The organism is Ruegeria sp. R13_0, assembly GCF_017743995.1.
Taxonomy (GTDB): Bacteria; Pseudomonadota; Alphaproteobacteria; order Rhodobacterales; family Rhodobacteraceae; genus Ruegeria.
The window spans coordinates 428,808-447,537 of sequence record NZ_JAGHRB010000001.1; the positions used below are offsets into that span (position 1 = coordinate 428,808).

The window sequence follows — 18,730 nt, forward strand, 5'->3', positions numbered from 1 at the left end:
TCTCATCCTCAGACGTAGGCCCCTGTCTCGTCAATGACTTTGTGTTGGGACCTAACGTTTCCGAACCCGAGGCAGGGCGGATCAGTCAGAACAGACGATCAGACCCGTGCCCCATTCGGCACATTTTGCCGAGAGGTCGGGGGTCAGCGGTTGATCGGTGTAGAAGCTATCAATCTCGGCCAGCGAGGTGATGCGGGCAGGGGCAAGTCGCTGGAATTTTGAATGGTCGGCCACCAGCAGCGTGCGTCGGGCCTGCGCGATGATCGTCTGGCTGACATGGACTTCCTGAAAATCGAAATCCAGCAGATCACCATCGGGATCCAGCGCGGAACAGCCGATCACCGCATAGTCGAACTTGAACTGACGGATGGTCGAGACGGTGAGATTGCCCACCAGCCCTCCGTCCGAGCGGCGCAGGACACCACCGGCCACCACAATCTCACAATCGGGGTTTTCGATGAGAATATTGGCGACGTTCATGTTGTTCGTCACCAACATCAGGTCCTTGTGGTTCAGCATCTGCCGCGCCACGGCCTCGGTTGAGGTGCCGATATTCATGAAGACCGATGCGCCGTCCGGAATGTCATTGGCGCATGCCTTCGCCATTCTGACCTTGGCGTCTGCATTAAGAGTGCGGCGATCCTCATACCCGATGTTGGAGACGCCGGAACGTAGGACAGCCCCGCCGTGGACGCGGTCCAGCTTGCCGGCATCGGCCAGCTCGGACAGGTCGCGGCGGATTGTCTGGACCGTCACGCCAAACCGCTCGGCCAAACCATCGACGGTAACGCGGCCCTCGGTGCTGGCGATCTCAAGAATGTCGGATTGGCGGAAAGAGAGCGACATGTGGGATCCCATTCAGGTAAGTTGGTTTCGTTTTTCTTCTTTTGGTCAAAATTAGCAAGCGGCCATGCAGAATTTTCATAGTTGTGTTGCAAAACGAAAAAAAAAGAACATAAACGTTGATTACACGAATGTAGTTCTGATTAATGCGCGCAACCAGATTGGATAGGGAATCACAAGCCATGCAAGCGACGGACGATCAGATCAGCGACCTGTTCATCATCGGCGGTGGGATCAACGGATGCGGAATCGCGCGGGATGCGGCGGGACGGGGGCTGTCTGTCACCTTGGCCGAGATGAATGATCTCGCCTCTGCGACATCGTCGGCCTCGACCAAGCTGTTTCATGGCGGACTGCGCTATCTGGAGTATTTTGAGATCCGGCTGGTGCGGGAGGCGCTGATCGAACGTGAGACGCTGTTGCGCGCCATGCCTCATATCAGTTGGCCGATGCGCTTTGTGCTGCCCTATCACAAGGACATGCGCTTTGATTCCGAGACGCCGACATCGAAGCTGCTAAGCACCGTCATGCCTTGGATGCGCGGGCGTCGCCCCGCGTGGCTGATCCGTCTGGGTCTGTTCATGTACGACAACCTTGGCGGGCGTAAAATTTTGCCGGGAACGAAGTCGCTGGATCTGCGCAGCGCTCCGGAAGGTGGTCCTTTGCAGGGCAAATTCGAGACTGCCTATGAATACTCGGACTGCTGGATCGAAGATGCGCGGCTGGTGGTTCTCAACGCACGAGATGCCGAATCCCGTGGTGCGCGGATCATGGTGCGGACCGAAGTTGTCTCGGCCGAGCGTGTTGATGAGTTGTGGCATGTCACCATCCGCGACCGGGCGGCCGGGGAAAGCCAACTGATCCGTGCGAGAATGCTGATCAATGCGGGCGGCCCGTGGGTAGGCGACATCATCCAAACCAAGATCCGGGTGAACTCACGCGAGGGGGTTCGTTTGGTGCGCGGCAGTCATATCGTGACAAAGAAGCTCTACGATCACGACAAGTGTTACTTCTTCCAAGGCGAGGATGGCCGCATCATCTTTGCCATTCCCTATGAGCAGGATTTTACCCTTATCGGTACGACGGATCAGGACCATTCGGATCCCTCTGAGCCTCCGGTCTGCACCGAGGCCGAGCAGACTTACCTGTGCGATTTCGCAACCAAGTATTTCAAGAAACCGGTGACGCAGGACGATATCGTCTGGACCTATTCGGGCGTACGGCCGCTCTACGATGATGGGGCCAACAGTGCGACGGCGGCGACGCGGGATTATACCTTGAAGGTCGATGCGCAGGGCGGGGCGCCTGTTTTGAACGTGTTCGGAGGCAAGATCACGACCTACCGCCGTCTGGCGGAAAGCGCGCTTGAGAAAGTAGCCGAGCATTTCCCGAACCTGCCCGGCCCCTGGACAGCGGGCGTGTCTTTGCCGGGTGGAGACTTTCCCGTCGATGGCGTGCAGGACCTTAGGCAGACGTTGATCCAGGACTATCCGTTCCTCACTGAAAAATGGGCCGCCCGTCTGATCCGCGCATACGGGACAGAGGCGCGTACCATGTTGGGGGAAGCAAAAGACTCTGCTGATTTGGGTGAAGACTTCGGTGCAACCCTCACCGCGCGAGAACTCGAATGGCTGATGGACAAAGAATACGCCCTCAACGCCGAGGACGTGGTCTGGCGTCGCAACAAGCTGGGGCTGCGTTTGAGTGCTGACCAGATCGCGCGCATTGACCAGTGGATGTCAGAGCGGTTGAAAAAGGACGACGCAGCTTGAAAACAAATGCCCCGCCGATTTGGCGGGGCTTTTTCTTAGGCGGTTTCCTCGGACGGGCCGGGATCATTCTTGCTGCCCTTGATCCATTCTCGCAGCCCCTGCATCAGGGCGTAGAGAACTGGCACAAGGATCACGCCGACCAGTGTGGCGGCCAGCATGCCGCCGAACACCGCAACACCGATGGCCTTCTGGCTCGCCGCCCCCGCGCCATTGGCGGCCAGTAGCGGGACAACCCCCAGAAGGAAGGACAGCGCCGTCATCATCACGGCTCGGAAACGCTGATAGGCGGCTTCGGCTGCGGCGTCCTTGATCGACAGGCCTTTGGCGCGTTGCTCCATCGCGAACTCGACAATCAGAATGCCGTTCTTTGAGGCAAGCCCCACCAGCATGATCATCCCGATCTGCGTATAGAGGTTGATGTCACTGCCTACGATCGCGACGGCAGCGACCGCTCCGAACAGGGCGACAATCACCGACAGCAGGATCGACACCGGCAAGGTCCAGCTTTCATACTGGCCCACCAGGAACAGGTAGCCAAACAGGATCGCCAGCCCAAGGATCACGATGACTAATCCGCCCGAGGCCAGCTGCTGCTGGGCCGTGCCGGTCCATTCGAAAGCATAGCCGGGGGGGAGGGCGGTGGCCGATTCCTCGGTCATGACACTGATCGCGTCACCGGTGGACAGGCCCGGAGCGGGCACCGCCGTCACCGTTGCCGACCGGAACAGGTTGTGCCGCTTCAGCAAGACCGGCCCCAACACGTTTTCCACATCAATCAACGTACCCAGTGGAACCATCTCACCCTGTTGCGAGCGGACATAGAGGTTCGAGATATCCTCAACATTGTCGCGATAGGTGCCATCTGCCTGAATCATCACGCGATAGACACGACCGAACAGGTTGAAGTCGTTCACGTAGTAAGACCCCAACTGCGCCTGCATCGTTTGGAAAATCTCGGCGACCGAGACCTGCAGGGTCTTGGCCTTTTCCCGATCCAGATCGACAAAAAGCTGCGGAACGTTGGCGCGGAAGGTCGTATAGGACTGGCCGATCTCGGGCCGCTGGTTCGCCGCGTAAACGAATGAACCAACAGCCGAAGCCAAGTCCTGAGGCGTGCCACCGCCGGTCTGCTGCACCTCCATCTCAACACCGGCCGACATTCCCAAACCTTGAATGGGCGGCGGGTTGAAGGCCACGATCGAAGCCGCGGATTCCCCGTTCGCAATCGCAAGCACCTTGGCGAGGATGGCGTCGGCACTCAGGTCTTCTTCCTGCCGGTCGGCCCAGTTTTCGAGGTTGACGAAGATAGCCGCGCCGTTGGTCGTGGTGCCGTTCAGCAGCGAGAAGCCGTTGATCAGAACGGTGCTGGCAACGCCCGGAATCTCGCGGATCTGGTCATCCACACGGGCCGAGATCGTCTCGGTCCGTTCCAGCGTCGCCGCATCGGGCAGTTGGATATCGACGAATAGATAGCCATTGTCCTCAAGCGGGATAAATCCGCTGGAGGTATTGGACATGATCGTCCCGGTTCCCATTCCCAAAGCGACAATCACACCCAGCGCGACAATCGGCAGGATCAGCAATTTGCGCACGATGGCGACATAGCCGTTGCGGACAGTTCCGATCATCCCTTCGAACAGCGCTAGCACCCCTTTGGGCGGGCCAGAACGAGCGCGTAACACCAGGCCACACAAAGCAGGCGAAAGCGTCAAGGCGTTGATGGATGAGATCACAACCGCCGTCGAAATCGTTACGGCAAACTGCGAATAGAGTCTGCCCGAGATGCCGGGCATAAAGGTAACCGGCACGAACACGGCCAACAGAACCAACGTTGTCGCGATGACGGGGCCGGTGATCTGGCCCATCGCCTTTCGGGTCGCTTCGGCCGGGGGCAGCCCCTCATCCGCGATGATCCGCTCGACGTTTTCGACGACCACGATGGCGTCATCCACCACGATCCCGATGGCCAAGACCAAGGCGAACAGCGAAATCGTGTTCAGCGACATCCCGAAGGCCAGTAGGAAGGCGAATGTCCCGATCAACGAGACCGGGATCGCCACCGCTGGAATGATTGTCGCTCGCCAACTGCCCAGGAACACGAACACAACCGAGATCACCAGAATGAAGGTCAGGATCAGGGTCGAGACCACATCGTTCAGCGAGGCTTCGACGAAGTCGGTAGTGTTGAAGGGGACACTGTATTCCACGTCTGTGGGGAAGGACCGGGAGAGGCGATCAAGCTCCGCTTGCACTCGCTCGGACACGGCCAGCGCATTGGCGCCAGGGGCTTGGTAGATGCCGATCACAGTTGCAGGAACCGCATCGAAATAACCCGAGGCCGAATAGAACTGCGCGCCCAACTCGACACGTGCGATATCGCGCACGCGCACAATGGAACCGGCGTCGCCTGTGCGAATGACGATGTCACCAAACTCTTCCGCCGATGTCAGGCGACCCTTGGTTTTGATCGTGTATTGAAAGGTCTGCCCCTCAGGCACCGGAGGCGCACCGATGGAGCCTGCGGAGACTTCGATATTCTGTTCGCGAATGGCATTGATCACATCGCCGGGCGTGATCGACAGAGCGGCCATCTGGTCGGGATCCATCCAGATCCGCATGGCGTATTCCAGATTGGTAAGAACATCCGCCTTACCCACACCTTGAACCCGCGCCAGAGCGTCTTTCAGGTTGATCGAGGCATAGTTGGAAAGAAACACACTGTCATATGTGCCATTGGGCGAGGTCAGAGTGACCAGCAGCAGCATGTTGGTTGACGCCTTCTGGGTCACCACGCCGGATGAGGTTACCTCGGACGGAAGTGACGACATAGCCTGCGCCACGCGGTTCTGCACGTTGACTGAGGCGATATCCGGGTCAGTGCCGACCTCAAAGGTAACATTCAAGGAATAGGAGCCGTTGTCGGACGAGGTCGACGTCATGTAGATCATGTCGTCCACACCATTGACCTGCGCCTCGATGGGCGCGGCGACGGTGTTTTCGACGGTCTCGGCATTGGCGCCGGTATAGGTGGTCGAGACGCTGACAACAGGTGGTGTAATGTCCGGGAACTGGGCGACCGGCAGAACCATATAGCCGATACTGCCCATGATCGTCAGGACGAGAGAAATGACAAGCGCCAGCTTGGGCCGGCTGATGAACAGGGCTGAGAACATGCCTTATTCTCCCGGCTGCTCGGACGCGACAACCGCGTCCACCGCCACGCCGGGGCGCACGCGTTGCAGGCCCTCGACAATCACACTTTCGCCTTCGCGCAGACCTTCCGAGACGATTATGGCCGTGCCCACGGAGTCGCCGGTCGTGATATAGCGCTGCTCGACCATCTGTTGGTCATTGACGACCAGTACGAACTCGCCTCGCTGGTCACGCTGCAATGCTGCCTGAGGGATCAGGACCTGCAGGGTCGGCTCCAGTGCCTCGATCTGCACATTCACGAAGGCACCATCGATGATCAGGCGATCTGCGTTGTCAAACTCGGCCCGCACCGTAATGGCGCCGGTCAGCGGGTCGATGCGGTTGTCGACAAAGACGATTTCACCGGTTTCATCCAGCTCGGTTCCGTTCGGCAAAATGACATGCACATTGGGGCTTTTGTTGCTTTCCGCCAAAGAAGCAGCACTTTCACCAACCTGTTGAAGAACCGAGGTAAACTGTTTCTCATTCAAGGAAAAGTTTACATATATCGGCGCCTCGCTGACCAGATTGACCAGCGGTGGGTTCGTGGGGCCAACCACATCGCCTACGCTCGTGGTGACCCGGCCTAGGCGACCGGTAAAGGGCGCGTGGATCTCGGTATAACTGAGGTCCAGTTCCGCTTGCTGGATGGCGGCGTTCGCGGCTTTGACCTCGGCCTCGGCGACCAGTTCGTTGGCGCGCGCGATGTCGCGTTCTGATTCCGGCGTTGCATCGCGCTTGAAGAGTTCCTCTTTCCGCGCCAGATCGACCTTTGCCAGCTCCAGATTGGCCTCGGCGCGGTCGAGATCGGCTTTGCGGGCCTCAAGCGTTGCCTGATAGAGGTCCGGTTCGATCTTGAACAGCAGATCGCCCTCGGTCACCAGTGCGCCATCTTCGACCTCCTGACTTTCAAGAAATCCGCTGACACGCGCGACGATGTCGACCTTGTTGATGGCTTCTGCACGGCCGATAAAGCTGGCCTCATCAGTGATCTCTTCGGTGTAGGCTGCGGCGATCGACACTTTTGCGGCGGGCGCTTCACTTTCATCCTGCGCAAGTGCCGGGTGGCCAAAACCGATGCATGACAGAATGATCAGAGGGCGGCACAGTGCGGTGACAGCACCACGAGACCGGTTGCGGGGCTGCTTCAGAGCGACGGACATGTCAAAAGCCTCATTCATTTCAAAAAACTGAGCCAATACGCAGCGTTAAAACGCGACGAGTCGGCAGAACTTGTGCTCAGGATGGCCGTTTTGGGAGGATATCTCAAGATGATTGAAGGGGTGGAGTAGTCGACGGGTTGCGAAAATCCCCTGCAAACAGGCCGGTTTACGTGAGGGCACGGTTGCAGGGCGCAAAGGAAAGGGGGCCGTCGAGGCCCCCGTTTCAGAACTACATTTAGCGGTTGTCAGTCGCGCGTACCGGCAAATTCCTTCTGCCACTCTTCGCGGTCCTCGTCGGCGATCTTGGCGAACAGGACATCGGGAACCGAGAACGCATGACCTGCAGGTAGGGCGTTCAGCGCGGCCTCGACATCTTCGGGCCAGCTTGTATCCAGCGTGTTCATCGCACTCAGCATTTTGGCCGAAGCGTCGGGAATAAAAGGCGCGCTCAAAACCGCATAGAGGCGGATCAGGTTGAGGCCAAGGCGCACCTGTGCGGCCGCCTGCTCGGGGTCTTCCTTGAAGGTCGACCACGGGGCTGCGGATTGCAGGTATTCGTTACCGGCCACCCAGATCGCCCGCAGCTCTTGCGCGGATTTGCGGACTTCCATCGCCTCCATATGACCTTCATAGGCGCGAACGCGGCGGGTGATGTCCGCGATAAGTTCTTGTTCGCGCGCGCCGAATGTACCGCCTTCGGGCACGGATTCGCCGAATTTCGAGCGGCAGAATTTGGTGATCCGGCTGACGAAGTTGCCCAGCACATCGGCGAGGTCTTTGTTCACCGATTGCTGGAAGTTCTCCCACGTGAACTCACTGTCGCTGCTTTCCGGCGCATGGCTCAGCAGCCACCAGCGCCAGTAATCGGCGGGCAGAATGGCCAGCGCCTGATCCATGAAGACGCCGCGGCCTTGTGAGGTCGAGAACTGACCGCCGTCATAATTCAGGTAGTTGAAGGACTTAAGGTGATCGACCATCTTCCACGGCTCGCCCGAACCCAGAATGGTGGCCGGGAAGGACAGCGTATGGAAGGGGACATTGTCCTTGCCCATGAACTGCACGTAACGCACGTCGTCCGCGCCCTTGTCGGTGCGCCACCAGCGTTCCCAATCCGCATCCGTCTTGCCATTCGCGTCGGCCCATTCCTTGGCGCAGGCGATGTATTCGATCGGTGCGTCGAACCAGACATAGAAGACTTTGCCCTCCATACCGGGCCAGTCCTGATCGCCTTTCTTGACCGGAACACCCCAGTCCAGATCGCGGGTAATGCCGCGATCCTGCAGGCCATCTCCGTCGTGCAGCCATTTCTTGGCAATCGAAGTGGTCAGGATCGGCCAGTCGGTCTTGCTGTCGATCCAGGCATCCAGCTGATCCTTCATCGCCGATTGGCGCAGATACAGGTGCTTGGTCTCGCGCACTTCCAGATCGGTGGAACCGCTGATCGCGCTGCGCGGCTCGATCAGGTCGGTCGGATCCAACTGCTTGGTGCAGTTCTCGCACTGGTCGCCACGTGCGCGGTCGTAGCCGCAATTGGGGCAGGTGCCTTCGATATAGCGATCCGGCAGGAACCGGCCATCGGCGTTCGAGTAGACCTGCTTTTCACTGACCTCACGGATCAGACCGGCCTCGTCCAACTTGCCAGCGAAATGCTGCGTCAGGTGGCGGTTCTGTTCGCTGGACGAGCGACCAAAGTGATCGAAGCTCAGCCCAAAGCGTTTGGCGATATCGGCCTGCACCGCATACATATCGGCGCAGTACTCGGCCACCGGCTTGCCCGCCTTGGCCGCGGCCAGCTCGGCCGGGGTGCCGTGTTCGTCGGTGGCGCAGAGGAACATGACCTCATTCCCCCGGCCACGCTGGTAGCGTGCGTACAGGTCGGCAGGCAATTGCGAGCCGATCAGGTTGCCGAGGTGCTTGATCCCGTTGATGTAGGGGATCGCCGAGGTGATGAGAATCCGAGCCATTTTGCGTGTCCACGTAACTGTCTGCGCGCCCGTCTACCTTATGTCATCGCTCAGCAAAAGCCCGGCTTGCGCTGCCATGTCATTTTGAGCGCGTATTTGAGGGAATAATACGAAAGGTGGCTAGGGCGAGTTGCATATACGTCAAGAGCTGCACTACCCATAGGTTGAAATTTGGAATCACAACTTCTTGAAATTCAATCAATGACTTCCCATCTCAGGTGTATACAAAGGTATACAATAACGAGGGCAACTTGCTGATGTTTGACTTTTTACTTGAGGGCGCATTTGTGCCCTTTACCCTTGCGCTTGCGCTTCTGTTCGGCCTTTTGGCGCTGGAACTGATCGCATTGGTTCTGGGGGGAAGTCTGCTGGCAGGGGACGGCGAGGTCGACCTGGATATGGTCGACGCGCCGGATCTGGACATTGCCGATTTCGATCTGGATATCGACGCCGATATCGATCTGGGCGACCTGGAACTGGCCGAGATCGAAACCGAAGTGCCCGAGGTCGCGTCTACTGGCCCGTTTGGCTGGCTCGGTATCGGCAAGATGCCGTTCATGATCTGGCTTGTGGTTCTGCTGGCCGGGTTCGGCCTCAGTGGTATGGGCCTGCAACTGGCGATGCGCGATCTGTTGGGCTTCGATTTGCCCAGTTGGATCGCTGCTATCCCTGCGGGCGCGTTTGGCCTGTGGTTTGCGCGTGGCTTTGGTGGCGTCTTTGCCCGCCTGCTGCCAAAAACCGAGACTGAGGCGATGTCTGAACGGATGCTGGCCCGTCGTCGTGGTGTGATCACTCAAGGAACCGCCTCACGCGGACGCCCGGCGGAGGTGCGCGTGATGGACCGGTTCGGCAACACACACTACCTGCGCGCAGAACCTTTTCAGGACCAAGATTCGCTGGAGCAAGGCACCGAAGTGCTTGTTCTACGTGACCGACGGCGCGACCGGTTCGTTCTGGTCGGCATGTCTAACTAACCCAATTTTCAACCCCAATCCGGAGGATATTGCATGGAACTTCCATTCCTGGCCGTCACAGTTGTGACTATTTTAGCGGTACTCTTGTTTATTGGCCTTGTGCTTGGCCGCCTTTATCGACGCGCAACCCGCGAAATCAGCCTGGTGAAAACCGGGGCGGGTGGCAAGAAAGTCATCATGGATGGCGGTGTCATCATCGTTCCGCTGCTGCACGAGGTCAGCCCTGTCAACATGAAGACCCTGCGCCTTGAGGTGCAGCGCAGCGGCGAGGCCGCGCTCATCACTAAAGATCGGATGCGAGTCGACGTTGGTGTTGAGTTCTACGTCTCGGTCATGGCAACCGAAGAGGGCATCGCCCGTGCGGCGCAAACTCTGGGTGATCGCACCTTTGACGTCGAGCAACTGCGCGAAATGATCGAAGGTAAGCTGATTGACGGTCTGCGTGCCGTGGCCGCTCAGATGACCATGGATGGCCTGCACGAAAACCGCGCTGACTTTGTGCAGGAGGTTCAGAACGCAGTGTCCGAGGACCTGTTGAAGAACGGTCTTTCGCTGGAGTCGGTCTCGCTGACGGCTTTGGACCAGACGCCGTTTGAAGCTCTGGACGAGAACAACGCCTTCAACGCCGTTGGTATGCGCAAATTGGCTGAGGTCATCGCCGTGTCCAAGAAAGAACGCGCACAGATTGATGCGGAAGCGGAGGTTGAAGTGCGCCGCGCAGCGATGGAAGCCGAGCGTCAGAAGCTACTGATCGAGCAGGACGAGGCGCAGGCCCGTATTGAGCAGACGCAAAAGGTTGAAACCCTGCGTGTGGCGCAAGAGGCGGAGATCGCGGCGCGAACCGAAGACTCGGTACGTGAAACCGAACGCGCCCGGATTGCCCGCGAAGAGGCCATTCGTGCCGCTGAGATTGAGCGTGAGCGCAAGATCCGCGATGCAGAGATCGCCAAAGAGCGTGAGATCGAAGTGGCCGAGCAAGAGCGTCAGATCATCATTGCGCAGAAATCCGAGGAAGAAAGCCGCGCGCGTGCGTCTGCCGATCTGGCCCGGGCCGAAGCGACCAAAGCGACCGAAGCCGTGGCAACTGCTCGCGAAGTTGCCGAGGCCGAGCGTCACAAGCAAATCGCTCTGATCGAAGCCACGCGTGAGGCCGAACGCCAGGCGACCGCGATCCGACTGGCTGCCCAGGCCGAGAAAGAGGCCGCCGCCGACCGTGCGGAAGCCCGTCGTGAAGAGGCTCAGGCCGAAGCGGATGCGCTGAACATTCGCGCCGAGGCCAAGAAGAACGACATGCTGGCCGAAGCGGAAGGTAAGCGCGCGATTGTTGAGGCCGACAATGCTCTGTCCGCCGCTCAGATTCGCATGAAAGTCGATATGGCACGGATCGAGACCATGCCGTCGATCATCTCGGAAATGGTCAAGCCTGCTGAAAAGATCGACTCGATCAAGATCCATCAGGTTGGCGGGATCGGTGCGGGTTCCACAGGTAGGGCAGCCAACAGCGACAAGCCCGTTGTCAATCAGGCACTGGATTCGATCATGGGAATGGCGGTCCAGATGCCGGCCCTGAAAAAGCTGGGCGAAGAGCTGGGTCTGTCTATGGAGAACGGTGTCGGTGGCGTCGTGAACGGCGCGCTTGAGGCGACGCCGGAGCCGGAGGTCGAGGTTCTGGTTGAAGACGAAACGCCAGCAAACCAGTCGTAAAAAAACTGAAGGGCCGGGGATTTCCCGGCCCTTTCTCTATTCTTCGCGCGAGCGTTTCAGCAAGCGCCCGATCGTGAAGGATGTTCGGGGGGCATAGACATAGTTCGTCCGCGCGTCCGGTGTGGGGCGTGAACGCATCCGGGCCAGACCAAAGACGATCAGACCCAAATGACCAAAAGCGACAAAGGCAAACAGCGCACCCGGGCCGAATTTCTGGATCAGTGTGGATGAGATGTAGGGCGAGGCAATCGCGCCTAGAGCGTACCAGAACATCAGCGCTGCAGACAGCTCGACCCGCTGTTCAGTGGTGGCAAAGTCGTTGGCGTGAGCCGAGGAGACCGAGAAGATCGGGAAGGTGGTGAAGCCGAATACCCATGCCGCCAGCATCACTCCGAGTGTTCCTGTGTTGCTGGCCATCATGGTTATCCCACAACTCAACACCGCAGCGGCGGACAGCCAGATCAGCACCCAGCGCCTGTCGTATTTATCCGCAAGCCATCCCATCGGATACTGCGCCATCGCGCCACCCAGAACAAATGAGGCGAGGAAGAAGGCGATCTGATCTATGCCCAGCCCGACCTCTTGCCCGTAGACGGGGCCGACCATACGGAACGAGGCAGAGCTGAGCGCCGCAACGATCACTCCGGCAACCGCCAGAGGAGAGCTGCGCCAGGCCAGTTTGGGGCGCAGGCGCGGCGCGTCGGGGGTTGCAGGCTGGCTGGCGCGTGTCAGGGTCAGCGGCAGCAAGGAGGCACAACATAGGATCGCCAGCAGATTGTACGAGACGTAAGAGGCGGGCGGCAGCACTGCGATGATCAGCTGCGCGCACAGCGATGCACCCATATCGGCGATCCGATAGGTGCCCATGGCACGCCCACGGGTCTCATTGGTGACTTTCGCGTTCAGCCATGCCTCGATTACCGTGTAGCACCCGGCGACACAGGTGCCGGACGCAATCCTGAGGAAGGCCCAGGTATAGGGGTTTTCGGTCAGGGTATGGCCAATCAGGCCCATCGCGCCCAGCGCGGTGCAGACGGCGAAGGCGCGGGAATGCCCGACGCTGCCCATCAGACGCGGAGCCCACCAGCAGCCGACAAAGAAACCGATGAAATGCGCCGAGCCCAACAGACCGATTTGTTCGGTCGTGAAATTCAGCGTGATGCCGGAAATGGCATCAAGCGGCCCAACACCGCCAGTCGACAGTTGCAGCAGAATGACAGAAAGGAATAGGGCGGCAAAGGAAATGATCGTGCGCATGATGGGTCCACCTTGGCGAGGCTTTCAGACAATGCGCGCAGCTATTCGACGTCAAGGAGTCGTTTTTGAACTTTCGCCTTTGGTCAAAGGCGGCTTATCTTGGCGCGAATGTCCAAAGTGACGGTGTCATTCACCAGATCGGGATAGCCCGAGGCACCAAAGTCGTGCCGGTTCAGCGCCCCCTTCAAGCTGATCGACAGGCGATCCAGATCACCCGCCGCTGTTCCCTGTGGCCGGTAGAGGCTGGCTTCCAAAGTGATCGGACGCGTCACACCCCGAACTGTCAGGTCCCCGGTGATACGGGCCCCGTCCGAGATGCGCCCATCCTGCCCAAGTTCGATCTCGGTTGAGACGAAGGTGATGGTCGGATGGCTTTCGGCGTCCAGTACACTGGGACTGAGCATGGGCGCGCGCGCAAAGGGCAGGCGGGTTTTGGCTTTGCTCACGTCCAATGCCACCTGAACCCGGCTGTTCTGCAGGCGGGTCGTATCCACTTGAACATCCGCTGTCCGGATCGGCATGGTACCGCTTTGCGCGACGCCGGACAGATCGAAGCTGAAACCAACCTTCGTATCGCTTTCCGACAGGGCATAGGGGCTGAGCGCTGCATGCAGCGTTTGGGCGAATGGTAGGGTCGCCAGCCCCGCAAGAACGGCACGTCGGGTCAAATCTCTCATGACCGGACGCTAGGGCGCGCGGCCCCTTGGACCAACAAAAAAATGCGTGATCAGGTGCGCTCAGTCCACGGCGGCGATCTGGTCAAGCTGCAGCCCGGCGCGCGGTTTGATCTGCGTGGCCGTCCAGCTGACCGGAGGCAAAGCACGGGCGCGGCGGCGGGTCAGGGTCCAGCGGCGGGCCTCGCCCTGATGCGCGGCGGCCATGTGCCAGCGGGTCTCGATCCCTTGCGCACCTCCATCACCGGGCGTCAGCACTAGGCCTAGCGGGGCCCGCCCCATAGAGCCGCCCTGTTCGGCGGCCAGATGCATCCGACGCACGGGCGTCAGCCCCGGCGCGCCGGGCAGATCCCCGACGATCAGCGGGATGGCTCCGCTGCGCAGCGCTTCCTCCATGCACCACAACAGGTCTTCGGCGCGGGTGGGGCGGACAAAGATGAACCGGGCGGGATCGGCAAAGGGCATCATCCCGTCAGGGTTCAGCTGCCCGGGTTCCCAAGCTGGGGAAATCCATAGGACCGGCCCTTGCATCTGACCGGCCAGCCACATGGCAAAGCTGCGCCGCGCGGGACCGCAGCCTTCATGTACACGCCCCAGTTGTAGGGTGATCCCATCCTGTAACGTAACCCCTGGCGCGGCGCGCGCGGGCTTTTGACCAAGAAGCTGAACAGACATGAGTAACTCATATCATGTTCTCATTTTGTTCTCAAGCACTACACATGCCTAGCGCGAAAGGATCATACGTCCATCGGTGAACTGGATGTTCGAAAAACGATGCAGGTAGTCCATGCCCAGAAGCGACTTGTGTAAATCACCTTCGTTGATCCAGGCCGAGACATTCTGGTCGGTGATTGGCCCCACCGTCAGCGTGTCCAGCCGTACCGGAGCGGTCCGAACCTCTCCATTGGCGGTAAGGGCACGGCCAAAGTAGTTCAGCTGGTTCGGGTCGATCCCCGCACGTCTGGCGTCTTTGTCGCTGAGAACGATCTGGCTGGCTCCGGTATCGACCAGAAAGGTGATCGGTTCTCCGTTCACCTGAACCGGCAGATAGTAATGCCCGTCGGCTGATCGGGGCACCTCGATCGACTCACCTGTCACCGTCATCTGCGGAGCAGGGCCGACCGTTGTACGGATATCCTCCCACAGGCCAACCACGGCCACGACGCCCACGAAGATGAACACCCAGGCCATGACTTGCTGCAGGGTTTTATTCAGCGATTGGCGGTTCTGCGCCAGGAACCAAAACACAACGGCTGTGCCCAGCACGCTGAGGTAGACCAAACGCATTACATTGTCGGTGTCCATGCCCAAATCCTTACTCGCTACACAGCAGTATATGGGGGGTCAGGACGCGAATCCAAAGGCCTTGAGGCCATCCAGAATGAACTGAACCGACAAGGCCGCCAGCAACATACCCAGCAGCCGGGTCAGGACGTTCAGCCCGGTCTTGCCCAGAATGCGGCCGATCAACCCGCCAGCCAGAAAGAAGATCAGGACAACAGACATCACCGCCAGCATGACGATGCAGGCCTCGACAATGCCCAGCACGCCGGGATGCTGGCCGGCCAGCAGGATGATCGTCGCGATCGAACCCGGCCCCGCGATCAGCGGAATGGCCAGAGGGAAGACAGACGGGTCAGGATGTTCCTCTTCCTCGGCCCGGTCTTCGCGGCGTTTGGTGCGGCGGTCGAACAGCATGTCCAACGCGGTCAGAAACAGCAACGCCCCGCCTGCAACGCGGAAGGCGGCCATCGAGATCCCGACAAAGCCCAGCAGCGCCTCGCCAAAAGCGGCAAAGGCGATCAGGATAAAGACGGCCGTCAGGCAGCTGCGAATGGCTGTTTTGCGCCGGGTCTTCGCATCCATGTCCTGTGTCAGCGCCACGAAAATCGGCGTGGTGCCAAACGGGTCGATCACCACGAACAAGGTGGTGAAGGCGGTAATGAAAAAGGCCAGATCCATCATGCGGCATTCTCGGCTTGTTCAAGGCGTTCCGCTGCGGCCACCCAAAGGGCCTCGGCTTTTTGCATGGCTTCCGAGACCTCGGCGAATTTGCGGTTCCAGGTCTCAAGATCGTTGATCCTATCATCCTCGTACAGCGCTGGATCCGCCAGCTTGGCCGAGAGTTTTTCGTGCATATCCGTCAGCTTTTCGATCCGGTCTTCGCATTTACGTAGATCGGCGCGCAAGGCCAGCATCGCCTCGCGCGAGGGGCGCTTAGGCTTCGTAACCTGCGGCTTTGCTTTCACCGGTTTGTCCCGGGCCAACAGCATCGCGCGATAGGCCTCGAGGTCGTCGTCGAACGGCTTGACCGTCCCGTCCGAGACCAGCCACAACCGATCCGCCACCAGCGACAGCAGATGCATGTCGTGGCTGACCAGAACAACCGCCCCGGAATAGGCGGTCAGCGCCTCAACCAGCGCCTCGCGGCTTTCGATATCGAGGTGGTTGGTCGGCTCGTCGAGGATCAGCATATGCGGCGCATCAATCGTAGCCAGCAGCAGCGATAGTCGGGCCTTTTGCCCACCGGACAGGCGCCCAACCACTGTCTCGGCTTGATCGGAGTTCAGACCAAACCCGGCAAGACGCGAGCGCCATTTGCCCGGTGCCTCATCCGGGCGCAGACGGCGCAGGTGGTCCAGCGGGGTTTCATCCACATACAGCTCATCCACCTGGTGCTGCGCGAAGTAACCGATCCGCAGCTTGTTGCTGCGGGCCATTTTGCCGGCCATCAGGGGCAGACGATCGGACAGCAGCTTGGACAGGGTCGATTTACCCTGACCGTTCTTGCCGAGCAGCGCGATCCGGTCGTCCTGATCAATGCGCAGGTTCAGGCGGCGCAGAACCTCGGTCTCGCCATAGCCAGTCACGCCACCTTCGATCTGAATGATCGGCGGCGACAGTTCCTCGGGCTCGGGGAAGGAAAACGCGCGCAAAGCAGCCTCTTGCGGGGTTGAGACCAGCTGAATGCGTTCAATCATCTTCAGGCGCGATTGAGCCTGTACCGCTTTGGACGCTTTGTAGCGGAAGCGATCCACGAAGCTTTGCAGATGCGCGATGCGGGCTTTGGCCTTGGCATTCTCGGACTCCGCCTGCGCCAGACGTTCCGCTCGGCGTTCGGCGAACTTGTCATAAGGAACCGCGTAATAGGTAAGCTTGCGATCTTCCAGATGCAGGATCGAGCCAACAGCCCGGTTCAACAGCCCGCGGTCGTGGCTGATGATGATGACCGTATGCGGATATTTCGCCAGATAGCTTTCCAGCCAAAGCGCGCCTTCGAGGTCGAGATAGTTGGTCGGTTCGTCCAGCAGCAGCAGATCGGGCTGTGAAAACAGCACCGCCGCCAGAGCGACGCGCATCCGCCAACCGCCCGAGAAATCGGAACAGGGGCGCAGCTGGTCGTCGTCGTCAAAGCCCAGACCTTTGAGGATCGAGGCGGCGCGCGCCTCAGCCGACCAGGCGTCGATATCGGCAAGGCGGGTCTGAATCTCTGCGATGCGGGCAGGGTCTTCGGCGCTTTCAGCCTCGGCCATCAATGCGCTGCGTTCGGTGTCGGCGGCCAGAACGGTATTGATCAGCGACACGTCGGAGGAGGGCACCTCTTGCGCCACGCCACCAATCCGGGCGCGTTTCGGGACCGCGATATTGCCCGATTCCAGCGCCAACTCCCCCCGGATCAGGCGGAACAGGGTGGTTTTCCCGGTGCCATTGCGGCCCACAAGACCAACCTTGTGGCCATCAGGGATGGTTGCGCTGGCCCCGTCGAACAGAGGGCGGCCCTCAACGGCATAAGTGATGTCTTCGATCCGTAGCATGACGCGCTCTTAGCAGAGCCGTGATGCCGCCGCCAGCGGCTAACCATGTTCAACTGACCAGCGATGTGTTAGCGCGGTTCACAGGTTCAGGAGATACCGCATGCGTCCGGCACACTCACCCCCGACATTGATCACGCTGGTCTTGCTGACCGCGCTGTCGGTGCTGTCGCTGAACATGTTCCTGCCGTCCTTGGCGCATATCGGAGAGGACCTGCAAGCCGACTACAGCGTAGTCAATCTGTCGGTTGCCGGATATCTGGCCCTGTCCGCGGTGCTGCAGCTCATCATGGGGCCGTTGTCGGACCGGTTCGGGCGCAGGCCAGTTCTGCTGCTCTGCATGGTGATCTTCGTCGCTGCCTCGGTGGGCTGTGCGCTGGCCGAGTCGATCTGGGTTTTCCTAGGGTTTCGCATGTTGCAGGGCGCGATTATTGCGGGGCAGGTGCTGTCCCGCGCGGCGGTACGTGACATGTATCCGCCCAACGAGGCCGCCAGCAAACTGGGCTATATCTCAATGGCGATGGCGCTTGCGCCGATGCTGGGCCCGATGCTGGGCGGCGTGCTTGAGATGGCGTTCGGCTGGCGCGCTGCATTTGTCCTCTATGCGCTGCTGGGCGCAGGCATTCTGGCGCTCGTCTGGGCCGACATGGGCGAGACCAACTCAAACACCACCCCAACCTTTGCCGCGCAGATGAGGCTTTACCCGCAACTGTTCAGCGCACGGCGGTTCTGGGGCTATTCCCTCTGCGCGGCCTTCTCGATCGGAGGGTTCTATGCCTTCATCACCGGCGCTCCACTGGTTGCCGGTGCGTGGTTCGATCTGAACCCGGCCCTGCTTGGGCTGGGGATCGGGATCATCACCATGGGGTTCATGGCGGGCAGCTTCCTGACCGGACGGTTCGCGGCCCGTTTTCAACTCAACACCATGATCCTGATCGGACGCAGCATCGCCACGCTGGGTCCGATGATCGGCCTCCTGACCTTCCTGGGCGGTTTCGGCACTGTCTGGACGTTCTTTGGCTCGGCCGTTTTTGTGGGGTTCGGCAACGGATTGACGGTTGCAAATGCGACGGCGGGGCTGATGTCGGTCCGGCCTCAGCTTGCAGGCAGCGCTGCGGGTCTGTCGGGGGCCTTGACCGTTTTGCTGGGGGCGCTGCTGACCTCGGCCACCGGCGCGCTGGTCAGTGCGGAAAACGCGCCATTCGTGGTGTTGGGGATGATGGGGGCCAGCAGCTTTGCGGGGCTTGTGTCGATCCTCTATGTGCGCTGGGTCGACCGGCGCGACCCTTTGCCGGACACGATCTGAGCATCCGGCGATCATAGTCCTTTTCTTATGGCCAAGACCGTGCTACGCGGCGCGCGATGGATTTCGGCG

At 59.9% G+C, this 18,730-nt stretch carries 14 protein-coding genes; 4 read left to right on the forward strand and 10 right to left on the reverse strand.

Features of this window, described 5'->3' with window-relative positions:
* Positions 1-81 precede the first annotated feature (81 nt).
* Positions 82-846 carry a DeoR/GlpR family DNA-binding transcription regulator gene (locus tag J7394_RS02095; protein WP_209250596.1) on the reverse strand — a complete coding sequence of 255 codons (765 nt, stop codon included), beginning with the start codon at positions 844-846 and terminating at the stop codon, positions 82-84.
* Between the two features lie 179 nt (positions 847-1,025).
* Here J7394_RS02095 and glpD point away from each other — a divergent pair, with 179 nt between their 5' ends.
* Positions 1,026-2,615 (forward strand): glycerol-3-phosphate dehydrogenase, encoded by a 1,590-nt coding sequence (glpD, locus tag J7394_RS02100; RefSeq protein ID WP_209250597.1) that lies wholly within the window; start codon positions 1,026-1,028, stop codon positions 2,613-2,615.
* Positions 2,616-2,650: 35 nt separating this feature from the next.
* On the opposite strand, the gene J7394_RS02105 is transcribed toward glpD, so the two are convergent.
* From J7394_RS02105 to metG, 3 genes are all read right to left on the reverse strand, one after another.
* Positions 2,651-5,788, reverse strand: a complete 3,138-nt coding sequence (locus J7394_RS02105; protein ID WP_209250598.1) for an efflux RND transporter permease subunit — start codon at positions 5,786-5,788, stop codon at positions 2,651-2,653.
* 3 nt (positions 5,789-5,791) lie between these two features.
* A complete protein-coding gene (locus tag J7394_RS02110) occupies positions 5,792-6,970 on the reverse strand; it encodes an efflux RND transporter periplasmic adaptor subunit (protein ID WP_209250599.1) in 1,179 nt (392 codons plus the stop codon).
* A gap of 245 nt (positions 6,971-7,215) precedes the next feature.
* Positions 7,216-8,934 (reverse strand): methionine--tRNA ligase, encoded by a 1,719-nt coding sequence (gene metG, locus J7394_RS02115; RefSeq protein WP_209250600.1) that lies wholly within the window; start codon positions 8,932-8,934, stop codon positions 7,216-7,218.
* 257 nt (positions 8,935-9,191) lie between these two features.
* On the opposite strand from metG, the gene J7394_RS02120 reads away from it, so the two are divergent.
* Positions 9,192-9,908 (forward strand): OB-fold-containig protein, encoded by a 717-nt coding sequence (locus J7394_RS02120; protein ID WP_209250601.1) that lies wholly within the window; start codon positions 9,192-9,194, stop codon positions 9,906-9,908.
* A gap of 33 nt (positions 9,909-9,941) precedes the next feature.
* Positions 9,942-11,612, forward strand: coding sequence for a flotillin family protein (locus J7394_RS02125; protein WP_209250603.1), 1,671 nt, complete (start codon positions 9,942-9,944; stop codon positions 11,610-11,612).
* A gap of 36 nt (positions 11,613-11,648) precedes the next feature.
* Here J7394_RS02125 and J7394_RS02130 read toward each other — a convergent pair whose 3' ends face one another.
* The 6 genes from J7394_RS02130 to J7394_RS02155 form a co-directional block, all read right to left on the reverse strand.
* On the reverse strand, positions 11,649-12,869 hold the full coding sequence (locus J7394_RS02130; RefSeq protein WP_209250604.1) for an MFS transporter: 1,221 nt from the start codon (positions 12,867-12,869) through the stop codon (positions 11,649-11,651).
* An 83-nt stretch (positions 12,870-12,952) separates the two neighbouring features.
* Positions 12,953-13,546 (reverse strand): YceI family protein, encoded by a 594-nt coding sequence (locus tag J7394_RS02135; RefSeq protein WP_209250605.1) that lies wholly within the window; start codon positions 13,544-13,546, stop codon positions 12,953-12,955.
* Positions 13,547-13,606: 60 nt separating this feature from the next.
* Positions 13,607-14,218 carry an ImuA family protein gene (locus tag J7394_RS02140; protein WP_209250606.1) on the reverse strand — a complete coding sequence of 204 codons (612 nt, stop codon included), beginning with the start codon at positions 14,216-14,218 and terminating at the stop codon, positions 13,607-13,609.
* Between the two features lie 48 nt (positions 14,219-14,266).
* Complete coding sequence (locus tag J7394_RS02145) at positions 14,267-14,848, reverse strand: TIGR02281 family clan AA aspartic protease (RefSeq protein ID WP_170660360.1); 582 nt, start codon at positions 14,846-14,848, stop codon at positions 14,267-14,269.
* A gap of 39 nt (positions 14,849-14,887) precedes the next feature.
* Positions 14,888-15,508 carry a MarC family protein gene (locus tag J7394_RS02150; protein WP_209250607.1) on the reverse strand — a complete coding sequence of 207 codons (621 nt, stop codon included), beginning with the start codon at positions 15,506-15,508 and terminating at the stop codon, positions 14,888-14,890.
* Entirely contained in the window at positions 15,505-17,358 is a 1,854-nt protein-coding gene (locus J7394_RS02155; RefSeq protein ID WP_209250608.1) for an ABC-F family ATP-binding cassette domain-containing protein, read from the reverse strand. Before J7394_RS02155 ends, J7394_RS02150 begins: the two co-directional genes overlap by 4 nt.
* Positions 17,359-17,458: 100 nt before the next feature.
* On the opposite strand from J7394_RS02155, the gene J7394_RS02160 reads away from it, so the two are divergent.
* The gene (locus J7394_RS02160) at positions 17,459-18,661 is read left to right on the forward strand and encodes a multidrug effflux MFS transporter (RefSeq protein WP_209250609.1); all 1,203 of its coding nucleotides are present in this window, start codon (positions 17,459-17,461) and stop codon (positions 18,659-18,661) included.
* The last annotated feature ends 69 nt before the right edge of the window (positions 18,662-18,730 follow it).